Genomic DNA, 14,150 nt, shown 5'->3' on the forward strand with positions numbered 1-14,150 from the left:
ATTATATGGCGTTACTTCAAATTGCTGAGCCGGGCCAAAGTGCGGCTCCCCATCAACGTAAACTGGCGGTGGGCATAGATTTAGGTACCACCAACTCACTGGTTGCAAGCGTTCGCAGTGGTTTAGCCCAAACTCTGGTTGATGAATCAGGGCAAGATATCATCCCTTCGGTTGTGCATTATGGCGAAAATGACATTTTAGTGGGCAATGAAGCACTGAATTTTGCCGTTAAAGATGCCGCCAATACTTTAGTGTCGATAAAGCGTCTAATGGGTAAATCCCTTGCGGATATCAACCAAAGTGAGATGCCTTATCATTTTGGCGAGCTCGATAGCATTGCAATTAAAACGCGCTCTGGTGAAGTAAACCCAGTACAAGTTAGCAGTGAAATTTTAAAGCGCTTAACCCAAACAGCGATCAAAACCTTAGGTGATGAGCTTCAAGGTGTGGTGATCACCGTACCCGCGTATTTTGATGATGCTCAGCGTCAAGCGACTAAAGATGCGGCTAAACTCGCTAATTTAAATGTCCTGCGTTTGCTTAATGAACCGACCGCGGCGGCGATCGCTTATGGTCTGGATTCTGGTCAAGAAGGGGTGATTGCGGTTTATGATTTAGGGGGCGGTACCTTCGATATTTCGATTTTACGCTTACACAAAGGCGTATTTGAAGTATTGGCGACGGGAGGCGATTCGGCTCTTGGCGGTGATGATTTCGATGACAATATCGTCACTTGGTTAGCACAGCAAGCTGACATCAGTGCGCCGTTTTCTCATTCCCTGCAGCGTGAGTTAAAGCAAGCGGCGTGCACGGCCAAGGTTGCGTTATCATCGGCTGACAAAACCACGGTGAAGGTAGATTCAATTGATTTTGCAATTGAGATCACCCGTGAAACCTTTAATGATTTGATCGCAAGCTTAGTCAAAAAGACCTTGCTTGCATGTCGCCGAGCGTTAAAAGACGCCGAGCAAGCCATTGAAGATGTGCAACAAGTGGTGATGGTGGGCGGCTCAACTCGCGTGCCTTATGTGCGTGAGCAGGTTGGTGCCTTTTTTGCGACAGAGCCGCTAACCAGTATCGATCCCGATAAAGTGGTTGCGATTGGTGCGGCGATCCAAGCTGATATTTTAGTCGGCAATAAGCCTGATTCTGAAATGTTACTGCTGGACGTGATCCCACTGTCGCTCGGTATTGAAACCATGGGTGGCTTAGTGGAAAAAATTATTCCGCGAAATACCACTATTCCAGTTGCGCGTGCCCAAGAGTTTACCACCTTTAAGGATGGTCAAACGGCAATGGCAGTACATGTGACTCAGGGTGAGCGCGAAATGGTTAATGACTGTCGCTCGTTAGCGCGCTTTGAGCTGACCGATATTCCACCAATGGCGGCGGGTGCGGCCCATATTCGTATTACTTTCCAAGTGGACGCCGATGGTCTATTAAGTGTAACCGCCATGGAGAAATCATCTGGGGTACAAGCGCATATTGAAGTTAAACCTTCATATGGTTTAGCCGATACCCAGATTGCTGATATGCTAAAAGAATCTATGATCCATGCTAAAGAAGACATTCGCGCAAGGATGTTGGTTGAGCAGAAAGTAGAAGCTGAGCGAGCATTGGAATCTATTTCAGCTGCACTAGGCAAAGATGGTCAAGATCTCCTAAGTGATAGTGAATTAGCTCAAATCAAGCAAGCAATGGCCGATGTGCAACAGGCTAGTGCGGGTGATGACGAGAAAAAAATTAAGTTGGCAATAGAAGCGTTGGATATTGCCACCTCTGAATTTGCTGCGCGCCGGATGGATCACTCAATCCGCGCAGCGCTTAAAGGACAATCTGTCGATAAGGTGTAGTATGCCAAAGGTTATTTTTTTACCTCATGAAGAGTTATGTCCCGATGGTTTAGCGGTAGACGCAAATCAAGGGGATAATGTGTTAGAAATTGCGCTGCGCAACGGTATTCACATTGAGCATGCTTGTGAGAAGTCGTGTGCCTGTACAACTTGCCATGTGATTATTCGTGAAGGGTTTGACTCACTTGAAGAAAGTGATGAGCTTGAAGACGATATGTTAGATAAGGCGTGGGGGTTAGAGCCTGAATCGCGTCTGAGTTGTCAAATCGAAGTTGCCGACGAAGACTTAGTTGTTGATATTCCAAAGTATACTGTCAATATCGTTTCTGAAGGCCACTAAGCCATCCTGTTAAAGCGCCTAATTCTAGGCGCTTTTTTGATCTTTCCCTGCTAGTTTTAATTTTGTCTGACCCGTTGACCCAGATATGACTTCACCTGCTGCCTTAGCTTAGGTATCCTGCTTGTCTATATATCTTTTAAGGAACCACGATCATGTCTTTTGCTGTTCACCTTAGCATGACCCCGGCACCAGCTCATTGGGGTGAGGCTGCACTATTAAGTTTTACTGCAGAGCAAGCAATTATTCATCTTGACCCAGCCCAAAGTGCTGAGCGTCAAGTGCAAAAAGCGGCTCGCAAGCTTGCGAACATGGGGATCCCTGCGGTGGTTTTAGCAGGAGATTTATGGACCAACGAATGGCGCTGGTTATTTAATCAAGGTTTTTACAATGCTAAAACCGGCGCTAACGTTGATTGGGGCCAAGTGTCGGAGCAAGACGCGTCGTGGTTAAACACGGTTAAACTCACCACCGAATGGGTGCGTGAAACCATTAATAAAACCCCTGAGGAATTAGGGCCAAGTCAACTTGCCCTGCAAGCGGCTGAGTTTTTATCTGAGCTTGATAGCCAGCACATTAGCTATCGCTATGTAACGGGTGAAGAGCTCATTGAACAAGGGTATGTGGGTATTTACCAAGTTGGCCGAGGCAGCGAGCGCAAGGGCGTGATGCTACAGTTGGACTATAACCCAACGGGTGATGCCAATGCGCCTTATGATATTGCCTTGGTGGGTAAGGGGATCACCTTTGACTCCGGTGGTTATAGCCTAAAACCCAGTGATGGTATGTCGGTTATGAAAAGTGATATGGGCGGGGCGGCCACGCTAACCGGTGCTTTAGCATTAGCCATAACTCAAGGATTGAAAAAGCGAGTTAAGTTGTTCCTTTGCTGCGCTGAAAACTTAGTTAGCGGACACGCCTATAAACTTGGCGATATCATCACCTATAAAAATGGCGTGAGTGTTGAAATTCTCAATACCGATGCTGAAGGACGTTTAGTGATGGCGGACGGACTGATTGCTGCCGCAGAGCTAAATCCAAAAGTCATTATTGACGCGGCGACGTTAACCGGCGCCGCAAAAATGGCGGTAGGGCGAGATTATAACAGTGTGCTCAGCATGGATGATGATCTTCTTCATCGTGTCCTTAACTGTGCTAGAGAAGAGAATGAGCAAGCTTGGCCATTACCCTTTGCGCCTTGGCATAGCGAACAAATCAGCTCAGCATTTGCCGATATTGCCAATGTAGGCAGTGGCGAAGGAACCGCAGGGGCAAGTACCGCGGCGGCATTTTTATCTAAATTTGTGCCGCAACCAGAAAAGAACTGGCTGCACTTTGATCTTTCCGGAGCCTATCAAAAAGTACCCAATGATCTCTGGGCTGCTGGCGGCAAGGGGCACGGTGTTCGCACCATTGCAAAACTGCTACTAAGTTTATAACACGCCTTAAAATCATTTGGCCCCTCATTTGGGGCCAGCTAATCACTTTTTCTTCTTGTCTTTATAGAGTGCGACATCTGCCTTACGAAATAACTCTAGCGCAGAAAGTCCGCGATGCCAGTTATGGAAACCTATGCTTGAGCTGAGCTTTAACTCCGCTAAAGTTGGATCCGCACACAACATTTTACGAATTCTTTGTTCGACTAAGGTGGTTGAGTCTGCTGTTGTCGGCGTCAAAATAATGGCGAACTCGTCACCACCAAGGCGAAACACCATGTCGGAATGACGTATGGCTCTGGTCAATACTCGAGCGAACGCAACCAAGGCTTGATCACCTACTTGATGACCTAAGTTATCATTGATTAATTTGAAATCATTGAGATCAAGCAGCATTAAGGCTAAGCCTTGTTCGGCTCGGCTACAATGCTCGATTGAGCGAGAGATACTTTCTTCATAGTAGGCTCGGTTACCAATTGCGGTTAAGTGGTCTTTTAAAGAAATGGCCTTTAACTCAGACATTCTTAAACAATGCTGTAATGGCAACAGTAAGAGCCGATGTAGATCGTCAAGTAATGATAAGGCGCGCTCATCTAACGGCTTAGTACAGCGATAGCTGATATGACCAAGTTGACTTTGGCCGCGAGCACTGAGGGCAAAATTTTCTATGTAGTCGCTGCTTTTACGAAAGTCCGCAGTAAAGAAACCTTGCTCAGACTGAAATCGAATACCGATAAAGTGGACAAAACGTGCCGCTTGGGTGGCAAAGTTGCGCATCAATTCTTTTAACTCAAGACTTTGTTGTAATGCTTCCATAACCTCAAGTTTGTCATCACTACTTAGCGTGAAACCATTATTGCATGCAATGGATAAGGCTGCGGGCTCATTTAGACTAGATACTCGGCTCAAATTATCCATGTTTTCCTCACTTAGGCTGTTCTGCTCAATAACACACTGACTTATGCAGAATGTTTAATGCAGGATATGTGCCATTAATAATTTAGCACCGTGAAAGATAAATTCTTGGTTATTGACTAACCTTAAAACAGTGAGTTAACGGAGGAATAGCGTTGCTTGAGTTTGTCCTTTTACTTTTGTTGGCGGTCATCAATGTGGCAATTTTCCGCCGTCTTGCCTTACCTGCAATCATTGCATATTTGTTTACTGGACTGATTATTGGCCCCAGTGGGCTGTCATTTTTTGCTGGTTTTCACGACATGGAGTTGATTGCCGAGCTGGGCATTGTGTTCTTAATGTTTTCGTTAGGGCTTGAATTTTCTTTAGCCAAATTATTGTCGATGCGGACCTTAGTATTTGGTTTAGGCGGTGCACAGGTTTTTTGCTCTTCCTTACTTTTTTTTATTGTGGCGCTGTTATTTGGCATTGCATGGCAACCAGCCATTGTGATCGCGGGCGCATTGGCTATGTCATCCACGGCCATTATTATTAAGCAGCTTTCTGAGCAACAAAAAATCCATACGCGGCGTGGTCAGTTAGCGGTCAGCGTACTGTTGTTTCAGGATATTTCCGTGGTGCCTTTACTCATTGTTGTGCCCATATTGGCATTACCTGATATGGAGCCGTTAGCCATTGCATCGGCCTTAAGTATCGCGCTGGCAAAAGGTTGTTTAGCGGTCATCGTGATTTTGGCAATGGGGAAGTGGTGTTTACCTCGTTTGTTCCATGAAATAGCCAGTGATCACAGCGATGAATTATTTGTGTTAACCACCTTATTGGTGGCGCTATTAACCGGCGGCTTGACTCAGATGCTGGGTTTATCAATGGCATTAGGGGCATTTCTTGCGGGCATGATGTTAAGCGAAAGTCATTATAAGCATCAGCTTGAGGCAGATATTCGACCGTTTCGTGACGTTTTGATGGGACTGTTCTTCGTGACTATCGGTATGTTGATTGATGTCACTGTGCTGGGTCAATACTGGTTGGAACTCGTTGGGCTAGTGCTGATCTTAATGCTAATAAAAATGTTGATCGTCGCAGGTCTAGCGGTACTGCTGCGCCAACGTAACACCGATGCGATTGCAGCAGGCATGATGCTAAGCCAAGTGGGCGAGTTTGGGTTTGTGCTGGTCGCATTGGCCAGTAAATATGAATTGGTCACGCCAGGACAGGCTTCCATTGTTGTCGCCGTTGGTGTGGTGTCGATGGCATTAACGCCCAGCCTTGTTAAATACAGTCATCAGTTTAGTGTCGATTTACTGCATAGCTCTGAAGCCTTGCTAAAGAAGCGTAAACCCTTGCCTGGTGAGTTTGCTGAGCACGTTATTATTTGTGGATATGGCCGAGTTGGGCAAACGATTGCACGTTTTTTAAAAGGGGAAGGCATTAGTTATGTCGCATTAGATCGTGATCCTTTACGGATCAAGGAAGCGGTCAGTGGTGGAGAAGCGGTCGCTTTTGGTGATGCTTGTCGTCGTGAAATTTTGCTGATGCTAGGTGTCACTAAGGCTAAATTAGTGATCATTACTTTTAATAATCATAAAAAAGCCCTGAGTATGCTTCATATTATTTCTCAACTAAACCCCGATGCGAAGGTGTTGGTTCGGACCAAAGATGATAAAGATATCGTGGAGCTCAAAGCCAATGGTGCAACCGAGGTGGTGCCGGAAGTGTTGGAAGGTAGCCTTATGTTAGTATCCCATGTGTTGCTTATGTCGGGCGTTCCTATTTCAAAAATAATTAAGAAAATGCAGCTAGAGCGGGAAAATCAATACCAGCATTTACATAGCTTTTTCCATGGCCAAACCAGTGAAAATAAAGTTGAACATGTTAGCGACCGCTTACATGCTGTGGAAATTGTCGCAGGCAGTGTTGCCCTTGGTCGCAGTTTACAAAAGCTTGCCTTAGATCGAGTGGACATCATTGAGTGGCGGCGTAATGGCGACGATATTTTATTGACGGCGGATATCGATGAGTCAGTGCAATTGGGGGATATTTTGCTCTTGTCCGGTGAAAGTAAGGATATTGAAGTGGCCGAGTCACGCTTGATCTATGGCCACTAAGTGCTAATCCAATAAAAAATCTTGAATTGAATTTAGTTGGTTTTGGGCATCTTGATAGCCCAATTGCAGTAGTTCACGAGTGTAGTTCTGCTCGAACATTAAATAGGATGCTAAGGTTGATTGGCTGCCTTTTTTAATGCCGAGACTGCGCAGCAAGAGTTTCACACTTAACGGCAAGGAGTCGTAGTGTTTATCCGCCAATTGATTGAATCCTTGGCTGGGTTTGATGACATAGCTTTCAATGGTATTTAATTGCATTGGATGTTGTTGGTGTTGCGCCAGTAGAGTTAAGGTACTGTTGATCCGGTTCATTCTTTCAAGATCAGAGTTTAACGTGTCGGTGAAAATAGTGTCGAGAAGGTGGCCCGATATCTCTGAGATGTTTGGGATATGACGCGGTGCATTGGCTCTTATTCTTGGCTGCTCTAAGCTGATCACTAAGATTTTCTTAGCGCCAAGATGTATGGCCGGGCTTAAGGGGGACAACTGATGAATAGAGCCGTCACCAAAATAATCTTGGCCTATTTGACAAGGCGGAAATAGCAGGGGAATAGCAGAGGTTGCTAATAAATGCTCAGCATTAATGACCGTACTCACTCCTTTACGTCTTGCTCGTTGCCAAGCTGGCTGAGTGCCATCTGACTGGAAAAAACTAATCGAATCGCCAGTGGAATAATCAGAGGCCGTGATGGCGAGGGCATTGATGGCGCCGGCCAAGATATTCCTATCTATTCGCTCAAATTCCATGTGACGATTTAGCAGTTCACGCAATGGGGAATTGTCGAGCAATGAGAACCCCGGTTTGTAGGCGTAGTCGGCTTGAAAACTAGAGAAAAGGTTAGCCAACATCTTTCGGCTTAGTTTGAGCATGTCGGTCTGATAGACCTGATCGGTATGAAAGTTACGCCACATGAAATCCAGTTTTTTCACGCCAAGGCGAAAGCAACTCGCATAAACAGCAAGGGCGGTGATATTGATGCCGCCAGCTGAGGTGCCACATAAAATATTAAAGGGAGTATGGTGATTTCGAGGGTAAAGCTCGGCTATGGCTTTTAAAACCCCTACTTGGTAGGCTGCTCGAGCACCGCCACCGGTTAATATTAAGGCGCAAGATTTTGTTTTCATGCATTAAGTTTAGCGTTAGAAAGCCAAGCTTTGGGAAATTAATTTGTTACTGGGCTAGATGTAAAAGCTAGGAGCGCACTAAGAAAACAAGGGCACTAGGCCCTTGTTTGAAGTTATCAGCGGAGCAATCTGACTTAGTTTAGTTGCGCTAAAATATGCGCTAGTACGGCATCAACCGCGACTTCTTCTTTGCTGCCTAATTTACGGTTTTTGTATTCAACAACTTGGTTATCTAAACTGCGATCGCCAATCACGATAGTGTGGGGGATGCCAGTTAATTCCATGTCTTTAAACATCACGCCCGGACGCTCTTTACGATCGTCAAACAGTACGTCTACTCCAGCGTCACGCAGATCTTGATAGAGTTGCTCGGCCACTTGGGCTACGCGCTCTGATTTCTGCATGTTCATAGGGATGATGGCAACGGTAAAAGGTGCAATCGCTTCTGGCCAGATGATGCCATGCTCATCATGGTTTTGTTCAATGGCGGCAGCAACGATACGCGATACGCCAATACCGTAACAACCCATGGTCATGATTTGGTTTTTGCCTTGCTCATTGAGCACGGCTGCGTTCATCGATTTTGAGTAGTTATCGCCGAGCTGGAAGATATGGCCTACTTCGATACCACGTGCAATCGACAAGGTTCCTTGGCCACATGGGCTTGGGTCGCCTGCGACGACATTACGTAAGTCCGCTACTTGAGGCTCTTTGGCATCGCGGTCCCAGTTAATGCCAAAGAAATGTTGGCCGTCGATGTTAGCGCCAGCTGCAAAGTCACTCATGGCTGCTACTGCGCGATCGGCGACCACTGGAATAGGCATGTTTACCGGGCCTAGTGAGCCTGGGCCTGCACCTATGGCTGCGCGGATTTCTTCTTCGCTAGCAAAGGTTAATGGTGAAGCAACACCTTCAATTTTCTCTGCCTTGATTTCGTTTAGTTCGTGATCGCCGCGTACTAGCAGTGCAATCAAGCTATGCTCTGAGTCTTCATCAGCTTTAACGATCAAGGTTTTAACTGTTTTTTCAATAGCAACGTCAAATTGTGCCACTAATTCTTCAATGGTTTTAGCATCAGGGGTTGCAACTTGGTTTAATGCTTGAGTTGCCGCAGCGCGTGGCTCAGCTGGCGCTAAAGCTTCTGCTTTTTCAATGTTGGCAGCGTAATCGCTGGCATCTGAAAATACGATGTCGTCTTCGCCACTTTGAGCAAGTACATGGAATTCATGAGAAGCACTGCCGCCGATGCTGCCGGTATCGGCAATAACTGGGCGATATTCTAGGCCAAGGCGATCAAAGATGCGGCAATAAGCATCAAACATATTTTGATAAGTTTGCTCTAAACATTCTTGAGAAGTGTGGAATGAATACGCATCTTTCATGGTAAATTCACGGGCACGCATTACGCCAAAGCGAGGGCGCACTTCATCACGGAACTTAGTTTGAATTTGGTATAGGTTCAAAGGCAGTTGTTTGTAGCTCGCTACTTCTTTGCGTACTAGCTCGGTGATAACTTCTTCGTGAGTTGGGCCAAGTACGAAGTCTCGCTGGTGGCGATCTTTAATGCGCAGTAATTCGGGACCAAACTTTTCCCAACGGCCCGTTTCATGCCAAAGGTCAGCAGGTTGAACTACTGGCATTAGTACCTCAATAGCTCCCGCACGATCCATTTCTTCACGTACGATGTTTTCTACTTTGCGTAATACGCGCAAACCAGTGGGTAACCAAGTGTAAAGGCCTGATGCCAATTTTCTCACCATGCCAGCACGTAGCATAAGTTGATGGCTGATGATCTCAGCGTCGCTTGGAGTTTCTTTCACGGTTGAAAGTAAATAGTTACTGGTACGCATCTTATTCCTGTCGTATTTGTTATGTTCTTAATGAGTTGAGTTTACCAGCGCCGTTTAAGTCAGCAAAGGGCTATCTGAAAACGGCAAGGCTTTTTGTTAATTAGCTATCAGGTTAGCTCAAGGACATTTATCGTGTCATGACTAACTTGCCAGCGTATGTTTAGATCGTAAAGGCAAATGGCGTAAATTTTGTCATCGAGTTTCGCTCGCTTATATGCGGGTCGTGGATCTTGCTGCAGCACTTGCTCTATCAAGGTTTGCAGGTTTGGGTAGCGTGACGCAATGGCGCTAATTTGTTGCTGAGCTAGCTCAGTAAACACAACATTAAGCTCAGAAGAGGGGGCCGAGGGCGCAAAATCACTGCTTGCATGAGGCAATGAGTCAGCAAAGGGTAAATAAGGCTTGATATCGACTATCGGCGTGCCATCAAGTAAATCAAGCTCGCTGATGTTGAGATATACCTGACCCTTAATTATCTCTATGCCATCATTTTTCACTACCGAAAGACCCAGTGGGTTGGGACGAAATGTAGAGCGTGTGGCAAACACCCCTGTTTTAACATTCCCACCTAAGCGAGGCGGGCGAACTAAGGGTTTCCAACCTTGTGCCATGGTTTCATGAAATACAAAAATAAGCCATAAGTGGGAATATTGCTCGATGGATTTAAACGCATGGGGCGTATTAAACTCATCAAGCAGTTTGATCCTACCCGTTGCGGCGGGTGCTAAACCTGGTTGCCTTGGTATGCCAAATTTTTGTTGGTACGGCGATTCGATGACACCGATTTCAGACAGGGTAAAACGGGCCATATTATTCCGCTACTTTGATCGCCTGTCCGTAACAAAGAGCGGCTGCTAGGCAGACTTCATCTTGCGTTTCGATACAGCTGGTAAAAATAATCCCATTTGCGCCAGCATCCGCAGCAGCAAGACGCGCTTGGGTTCTTGCATCGGCAAAGGTTGGTTTGGCTTCATTTTCCTGTTGTTTACATACCGAGCCTTCCACTGTGGTTAAGTGAATGTAATTAAGCTCAGAAAGTTGCTCTTTTTCGTAAACCTTTACTTGGGATGGCTTGAAGTATTGTTCAAAATTTTCTTTGTCGACATTGGAATGAAAGCTGTAGTTGCTACACCCAGAGACTAGGCCGGCGATTAGGCCTGTTGATAACAGTATGGCAGTACGCATTGAATAAGCCTCAATTGAAGAAGGACAAGAGTGTAGCAAAGTTAATTGCTAAGTGGGAGCATCACCCAAGGATACAACAACCAAATGAGCACGAGGGGCGCTCATTTGGTTGTTTCAATTAAGGACAAGGATTCGGGTGGCGCTGGAATACCTGATTGATATCGGCGATGACGTCTTCGCTTAAGGTGATATCGACACTGGCAATATTACTTGCAAGTTGCTCCATGGTGGTCGCACCTATGATATTAGCGCTGACAAAAGGTTGTTGATTGACGAAGGCAAGGGCCATTTGACTTGGATCTAGCTGGTGAGCGTTGGCGATATCAATATAAGCTTGCGTCGCAGCTTCAGCTTGTGGATTTGTATAGCGTTGAAAACGCTCAAACAGTGTTAGCCGAGCATGAGCGGGACGCTGGGCATTCAAATACTTACCCGAAAGCACGCCAAAGCCAAGGGGAGAGTAAGCGAGTAGTTCAACCCCTTCTCGTTGGGCAAACTCAGCTAAACTCTGCTCAAATGTTCGATTGAGTAGATTGTAAGGGTTTTGAATACTGACAATCCGCGGCAAATTATGCTTTTCGGCTAAGCGTAAATATTGCGATACTCCCCATGGGGTTTCGTTAGAAATACCTATGTAACGGATTTTTCCGGCCTTGACGAGCTCTTGAAGTGCTTCAAGGGTTTCAACCACGGGGGTATAAGTTTCATCGCTGGCGTATTGATAGTTTAATTGACCAAAAAAGTTGGTTTTGCGCTCAGGCCAATGCATTTGATATAAATCGATGTAGTCGGTTTGTAAGCGTTTTAAACTTTCATCCACGGCTAGGTGAATATTTCTTCGATCAAGAGCCATGTTTGGGCGAATATCAACACCTCGGCCACTTGATGGGCCTGCAACCTTAGTCGCTAAAATGATTTTCTCTCTTTGCCCTGTTTTGGTTAGCCAAGAACCAATATAACTTTCGGTCAGGCCTTGAGTGTCAGGTTTGGGGGGCACAGGATACATTTCGGCGGTATCAATGAAATTGACACCATGGCCAAGGGCATAATCTAATTGCTGGTGGGCTTCTTGCTCTGTATTTTGTTCACCCCAGGTCATGGTTCCTAGACAAATTTTACTGACTTCTAGGGAGCTGTGCGGGATCTTATGATATTTCATTACTTCCTGCTTTATAGATTAAAAAATAAAAGCCCGAGTTAAAACTCGGGCATATTTACGTGGCTGAAGCCGATTTCATTGGCTTGCGAGAGGGCCATTTCATGGCTTTTAAAACAAGCCTCACGACCTAAACTGTCGGTAAGAATAACGCCTTCACCTTCATTGTTTTTACAATCTAAGATCCAGCCTTCGCCTTGAGTGGCGGGGATAATGTTCGCTTCTGCTAATTGCTGATTACGATAGAGTGTTTTTAATCCGGAAATATCCATGTTTGACCTCTTTTGTGATAGCGACAATTATTTATAGCAGAAACAAAGAAGCCTAGGGAATAGGCAATAAGATGACAAATGGCTAGAATGAGAGCCAGATAGTGTTTAATACTTTTAATTTTGAACAAGCTTATAAGGAATAACCATGAAAGTGCTTGTTACCGGAGCCGCAGGCTTCATTGGCAGCTACACCAGTTTGCGTTTACTTAATGATGGCCATGAAGTGGTGGGGTTAGATAACCTAAACGATTATTATGACCCGCAGTTGAAGCGAGACAGATTGGCTCGTTTAGAAGGTCATAGTGGATTTCGTTTTGTCAAAATGGATCTAGAAGATCGCCCTGGCATTGCCAAATTGTTTGCAGATGAGCAATTTGATGGGGTGATAAATCTAGCGGCTCAAGCGGGGGTGCGCTATTCCTTAGAAAACCCACACTCATATATTGATTCTAATGTGGTGGGCTTTGTTAATATCTTGGAAGGCTGTCGTCACAATCAAGTTAAACACCTAGTCTACGCTTCTTCAAGCTCGGTTTACGGCCTGAATACGCAAATGCCATTCTCAGTAGAGCACAGCGTTGACCATCCTGTCTCCCTCTATGCAGCGACAAAAAAATCAAATGAATTAATGGCACATACCTATAGCCATTTGTTCAATCTGCCTACCACAGGTCTTAGATTCTTTACCGTTTATGGGCCATGGGGACGCCCCGATATGGCTTTATTTCTTTTTACTAAGGCTATTATTGATGGTAAACCCATCAATGTTTTCAACTATGGCAAGATGCAACGTGACTTCACCTACATCGACGATATCGTAGAAGGTGTTGTACGCTCGCTATACACCATTCCTGAGCCAAATCCATCTTGGTCGCCAGAGCAGTCAAGTCCCGCGCAAAGCTCTGCGCCTTATCGAGTTTACAATATAGGTAATAATCAGCCTGTTGAACTGGGTTATTTTATTGAGCAAATTGAGACAAGCCTTGGCATGACTGCCGAAAAGAATATGATGCCCATTCAACCAGGTGATGTGCCTGCAACGTTCGCAGATATTGACGCCTTAATTGCTGAAGTGGGCTATAAGCCGGCTACCCCCATAGAGCAAGGTATTAGTCAGTTTGTTGATTGGTATCGTGGTTACTATAACGTTTAAGCTAAGCAAAGAAATATAAGATAGGGATGTAAAGTGAGTAAACCTGCAGTATTTATTGACAGAGATGGCGTGCTAAACGTTGACCATGGCTATGTGTATGAAGTTGACGACTTTGAGTTTATTGAAGGTGCAATAGAGGCTTGCCAACAAATCAAGCAAAAAGGCTATTTACTAATACTAGTCACCAACCAGTCAGGCATAGGTCGAGGTTATTACACTGAAGCTGAATTTCATAATTTAACAGAATGGATGGATTGGTCATTGGCAGACAGAGGGGTAGATTTAGATGGCATCTATTATTGCCCACATCATCCTGATGCGGTTGTGGCCGAGTTTAAGCAAGTGTGTGATTGTCGTAAACCTCGACCAGGTATGCTTTTGACAGCGGCTAAAGAGTTAAAAGTGGATATGAGCAGATCGTATTTTGTCGGCGATAAGACTGCAGATATCATGGCAGGTAAAGCGGCAGGGGTGGCAACCAATGTACTAGTGGAAACAGGTAAACCGCTGACCAGTGAAGGTATCGAACAAGCTGATTTGGTCGTGAAGGACTTATCTGTCTTTGCAGCAACGCTAGCCAAAATCTAGCAAGCTAAACTTTGGATTCGAGGTGTAGCTAGTGCATATGATTACTTCGAATCCTCCTTGCTAGAAAATAATTTCAAAAAAGCCTTGCACCGAAAACGAATCTCCCTATAATGCGCATCCACTGACACGGCGCAGCGCCTAGCGCAACGCAGTATCAGAGAGTAGGAAGCTGAGA

The 14,150-nt window shown here is 45.4% G+C and carries 13 protein-coding genes; 6 read left to right on the forward strand and 7 right to left on the reverse strand.

The annotated features are described in order from the left end of the window. The first annotated feature begins 5 nt into the window (after positions 1-5). From hscA to pepB, 3 genes are all read left to right on the forward strand, one after another. Positions 6-1,853, forward strand: a complete 1,848-nt coding sequence (gene hscA / locus ACK8OT_RS09775; RefSeq protein WP_410196327.1) for a Fe-S protein assembly chaperone HscA — start codon at positions 6-8, stop codon at positions 1,851-1,853. Position 1,854: 1 nt separating this feature from the next. Continuing rightward, positions 1,855-2,193 (forward strand): ISC system 2Fe-2S type ferredoxin, encoded by a 339-nt coding sequence (gene fdx, locus ACK8OT_RS09780; protein ID WP_410196328.1) that lies wholly within the window; start codon positions 1,855-1,857, stop codon positions 2,191-2,193. A 152-nt stretch (positions 2,194-2,345) separates the two neighbouring features. After that, entirely contained in the window at positions 2,346-3,629 is a 1,284-nt protein-coding gene (gene pepB / locus ACK8OT_RS09785; RefSeq protein WP_410196329.1) for an aminopeptidase PepB, read from the forward strand. 42 nt (positions 3,630-3,671) lie between these two features. Here pepB and ACK8OT_RS09790 read toward each other — a convergent pair whose 3' ends face one another. Further along, positions 3,672-4,544 carry a GGDEF domain-containing protein gene (locus ACK8OT_RS09790; RefSeq protein WP_410196330.1) on the reverse strand — a complete coding sequence of 291 codons (873 nt, stop codon included), beginning with the start codon at positions 4,542-4,544 and terminating at the stop codon, positions 3,672-3,674. Between the two features lie 152 nt (positions 4,545-4,696). On the opposite strand from ACK8OT_RS09790, the gene ACK8OT_RS09795 reads away from it, so the two are divergent. Beyond that, positions 4,697-6,646, forward strand: a complete 1,950-nt coding sequence (locus tag ACK8OT_RS09795; protein ID WP_410196331.1) for a cation:proton antiporter — start codon at positions 4,697-4,699, stop codon at positions 6,644-6,646. A 3-nt stretch (positions 6,647-6,649) separates the two neighbouring features. On the opposite strand, the gene ACK8OT_RS09800 is transcribed toward ACK8OT_RS09795, so the two are convergent. The 6 genes from ACK8OT_RS09800 to ACK8OT_RS09825 form a co-directional block, all read right to left on the reverse strand. Further along, on the reverse strand, positions 6,650-7,771 hold the full coding sequence (locus tag ACK8OT_RS09800) for a patatin-like phospholipase family protein (RefSeq protein ID WP_410196332.1): 1,122 nt from the start codon (positions 7,769-7,771) through the stop codon (positions 6,650-6,652). Positions 7,772-7,905: 134 nt separating this feature from the next. Further along, complete coding sequence (locus ACK8OT_RS09805) at positions 7,906-9,621, reverse strand: proline--tRNA ligase (protein ID WP_410196333.1); 1,716 nt, start codon at positions 9,619-9,621, stop codon at positions 7,906-7,908. A 107-nt stretch (positions 9,622-9,728) separates the two neighbouring features. Then, a complete protein-coding gene (gene tsaA, locus ACK8OT_RS09810) occupies positions 9,729-10,430 on the reverse strand; it encodes a tRNA (N6-threonylcarbamoyladenosine(37)-N6)-methyltransferase TrmO (RefSeq protein WP_410196334.1) in 702 nt (233 codons plus the stop codon). Between the two features lies 1 nt (position 10,431). After that, the gene (gene rcsF, locus ACK8OT_RS09815) at positions 10,432-10,806 is read right to left on the reverse strand and encodes an Rcs stress response system protein RcsF (RefSeq protein ID WP_410196335.1); all 375 of its coding nucleotides are present in this window, start codon (positions 10,804-10,806) and stop codon (positions 10,432-10,434) included. A gap of 118 nt (positions 10,807-10,924) precedes the next feature. After that, a complete protein-coding gene (locus tag ACK8OT_RS09820) occupies positions 10,925-11,965 on the reverse strand; it encodes an NADP(H)-dependent aldo-keto reductase (protein ID WP_410196336.1) in 1,041 nt (346 codons plus the stop codon). A gap of 38 nt (positions 11,966-12,003) precedes the next feature. Continuing rightward, entirely contained in the window at positions 12,004-12,234 is a 231-nt protein-coding gene (locus ACK8OT_RS09825) for a hypothetical protein (RefSeq protein WP_410196337.1), read from the reverse strand. 145 nt (positions 12,235-12,379) lie between these two features. Here ACK8OT_RS09825 and ACK8OT_RS09830 point away from each other — a divergent pair, with 145 nt between their 5' ends. After that, the gene (locus ACK8OT_RS09830; RefSeq protein ID WP_410196338.1) at positions 12,380-13,387 is read left to right on the forward strand and encodes an NAD-dependent epimerase; all 1,008 of its coding nucleotides are present in this window, start codon (positions 12,380-12,382) and stop codon (positions 13,385-13,387) included. Positions 13,388-13,420: 33 nt separating this feature from the next. Further along, the gene (gene gmhB, locus ACK8OT_RS09835) at positions 13,421-13,975 is read left to right on the forward strand and encodes a D-glycero-beta-D-manno-heptose 1,7-bisphosphate 7-phosphatase (RefSeq protein WP_410196339.1); all 555 of its coding nucleotides are present in this window, start codon (positions 13,421-13,423) and stop codon (positions 13,973-13,975) included. Positions 13,976-14,150 lie beyond the last annotated feature (175 nt).

It is taken from the genome of Motilimonas thetidivivens (assembly GCF_046452435.1).
Taxonomy (GTDB): Bacteria; Pseudomonadota; Gammaproteobacteria; order Enterobacterales; family CBDFNC01; genus Motilimonas.

What these genes read in the sequence shown, in the direction of transcription:
- hscA (WP_410196327.1), top strand. Translation starts at nt 6, where the DNA reads ATGGCGTTACTTCAAATTGCTGAGCCGGGCCAAAGTGCGGCTCCCCAT.
- fdx (WP_410196328.1), top strand. Translation starts at nt 1,855, where the DNA reads ATGCCAAAGGTTATTTTTTTACCTCATGAAGAGTTATGTCCCGATGGT.
- pepB (WP_410196329.1), top strand. Translation starts at nt 2,346, where the DNA reads ATGTCTTTTGCTGTTCACCTTAGCATGACCCCGGCACCAGCTCATTGG.
- ACK8OT_RS09790 (WP_410196330.1), bottom strand. Translation starts at nt 4,544, where the DNA reads ATGGATAATTTGAGCCGAGTATCTAGTCTAAATGAGCCCGCAGCCTTA.
- ACK8OT_RS09800 (WP_410196332.1), bottom strand. Translation starts at nt 7,771, where the DNA reads ATGAAAACAAAATCTTGCGCCTTAATATTAACCGGTGGCGGTGCTCGA.
- ACK8OT_RS09805 (WP_410196333.1), bottom strand. Translation starts at nt 9,621, where the DNA reads ATGCGTACCAGTAACTATTTACTTTCAACCGTGAAAGAAACTCCAAGC.
- tsaA (WP_410196334.1), bottom strand. Translation starts at nt 10,430, where the DNA reads ATGGCCCGTTTTACCCTGTCTGAAATCGGTGTCATCGAATCGCCGTAC.
- rcsF (WP_410196335.1), bottom strand. Translation starts at nt 10,806, where the DNA reads ATGCGTACTGCCATACTGTTATCAACAGGCCTAATCGCCGGCCTAGTC.
- ACK8OT_RS09820 (WP_410196336.1), bottom strand. Translation starts at nt 11,965, where the DNA reads ATGAAATATCATAAGATCCCGCACAGCTCCCTAGAAGTCAGTAAAATT.
- ACK8OT_RS09825 (WP_410196337.1), bottom strand. Translation starts at nt 12,234, where the DNA reads ATGGATATTTCCGGATTAAAAACACTCTATCGTAATCAGCAATTAGCA.
- ACK8OT_RS09830 (WP_410196338.1), top strand. Translation starts at nt 12,380, where the DNA reads ATGAAAGTGCTTGTTACCGGAGCCGCAGGCTTCATTGGCAGCTACACC.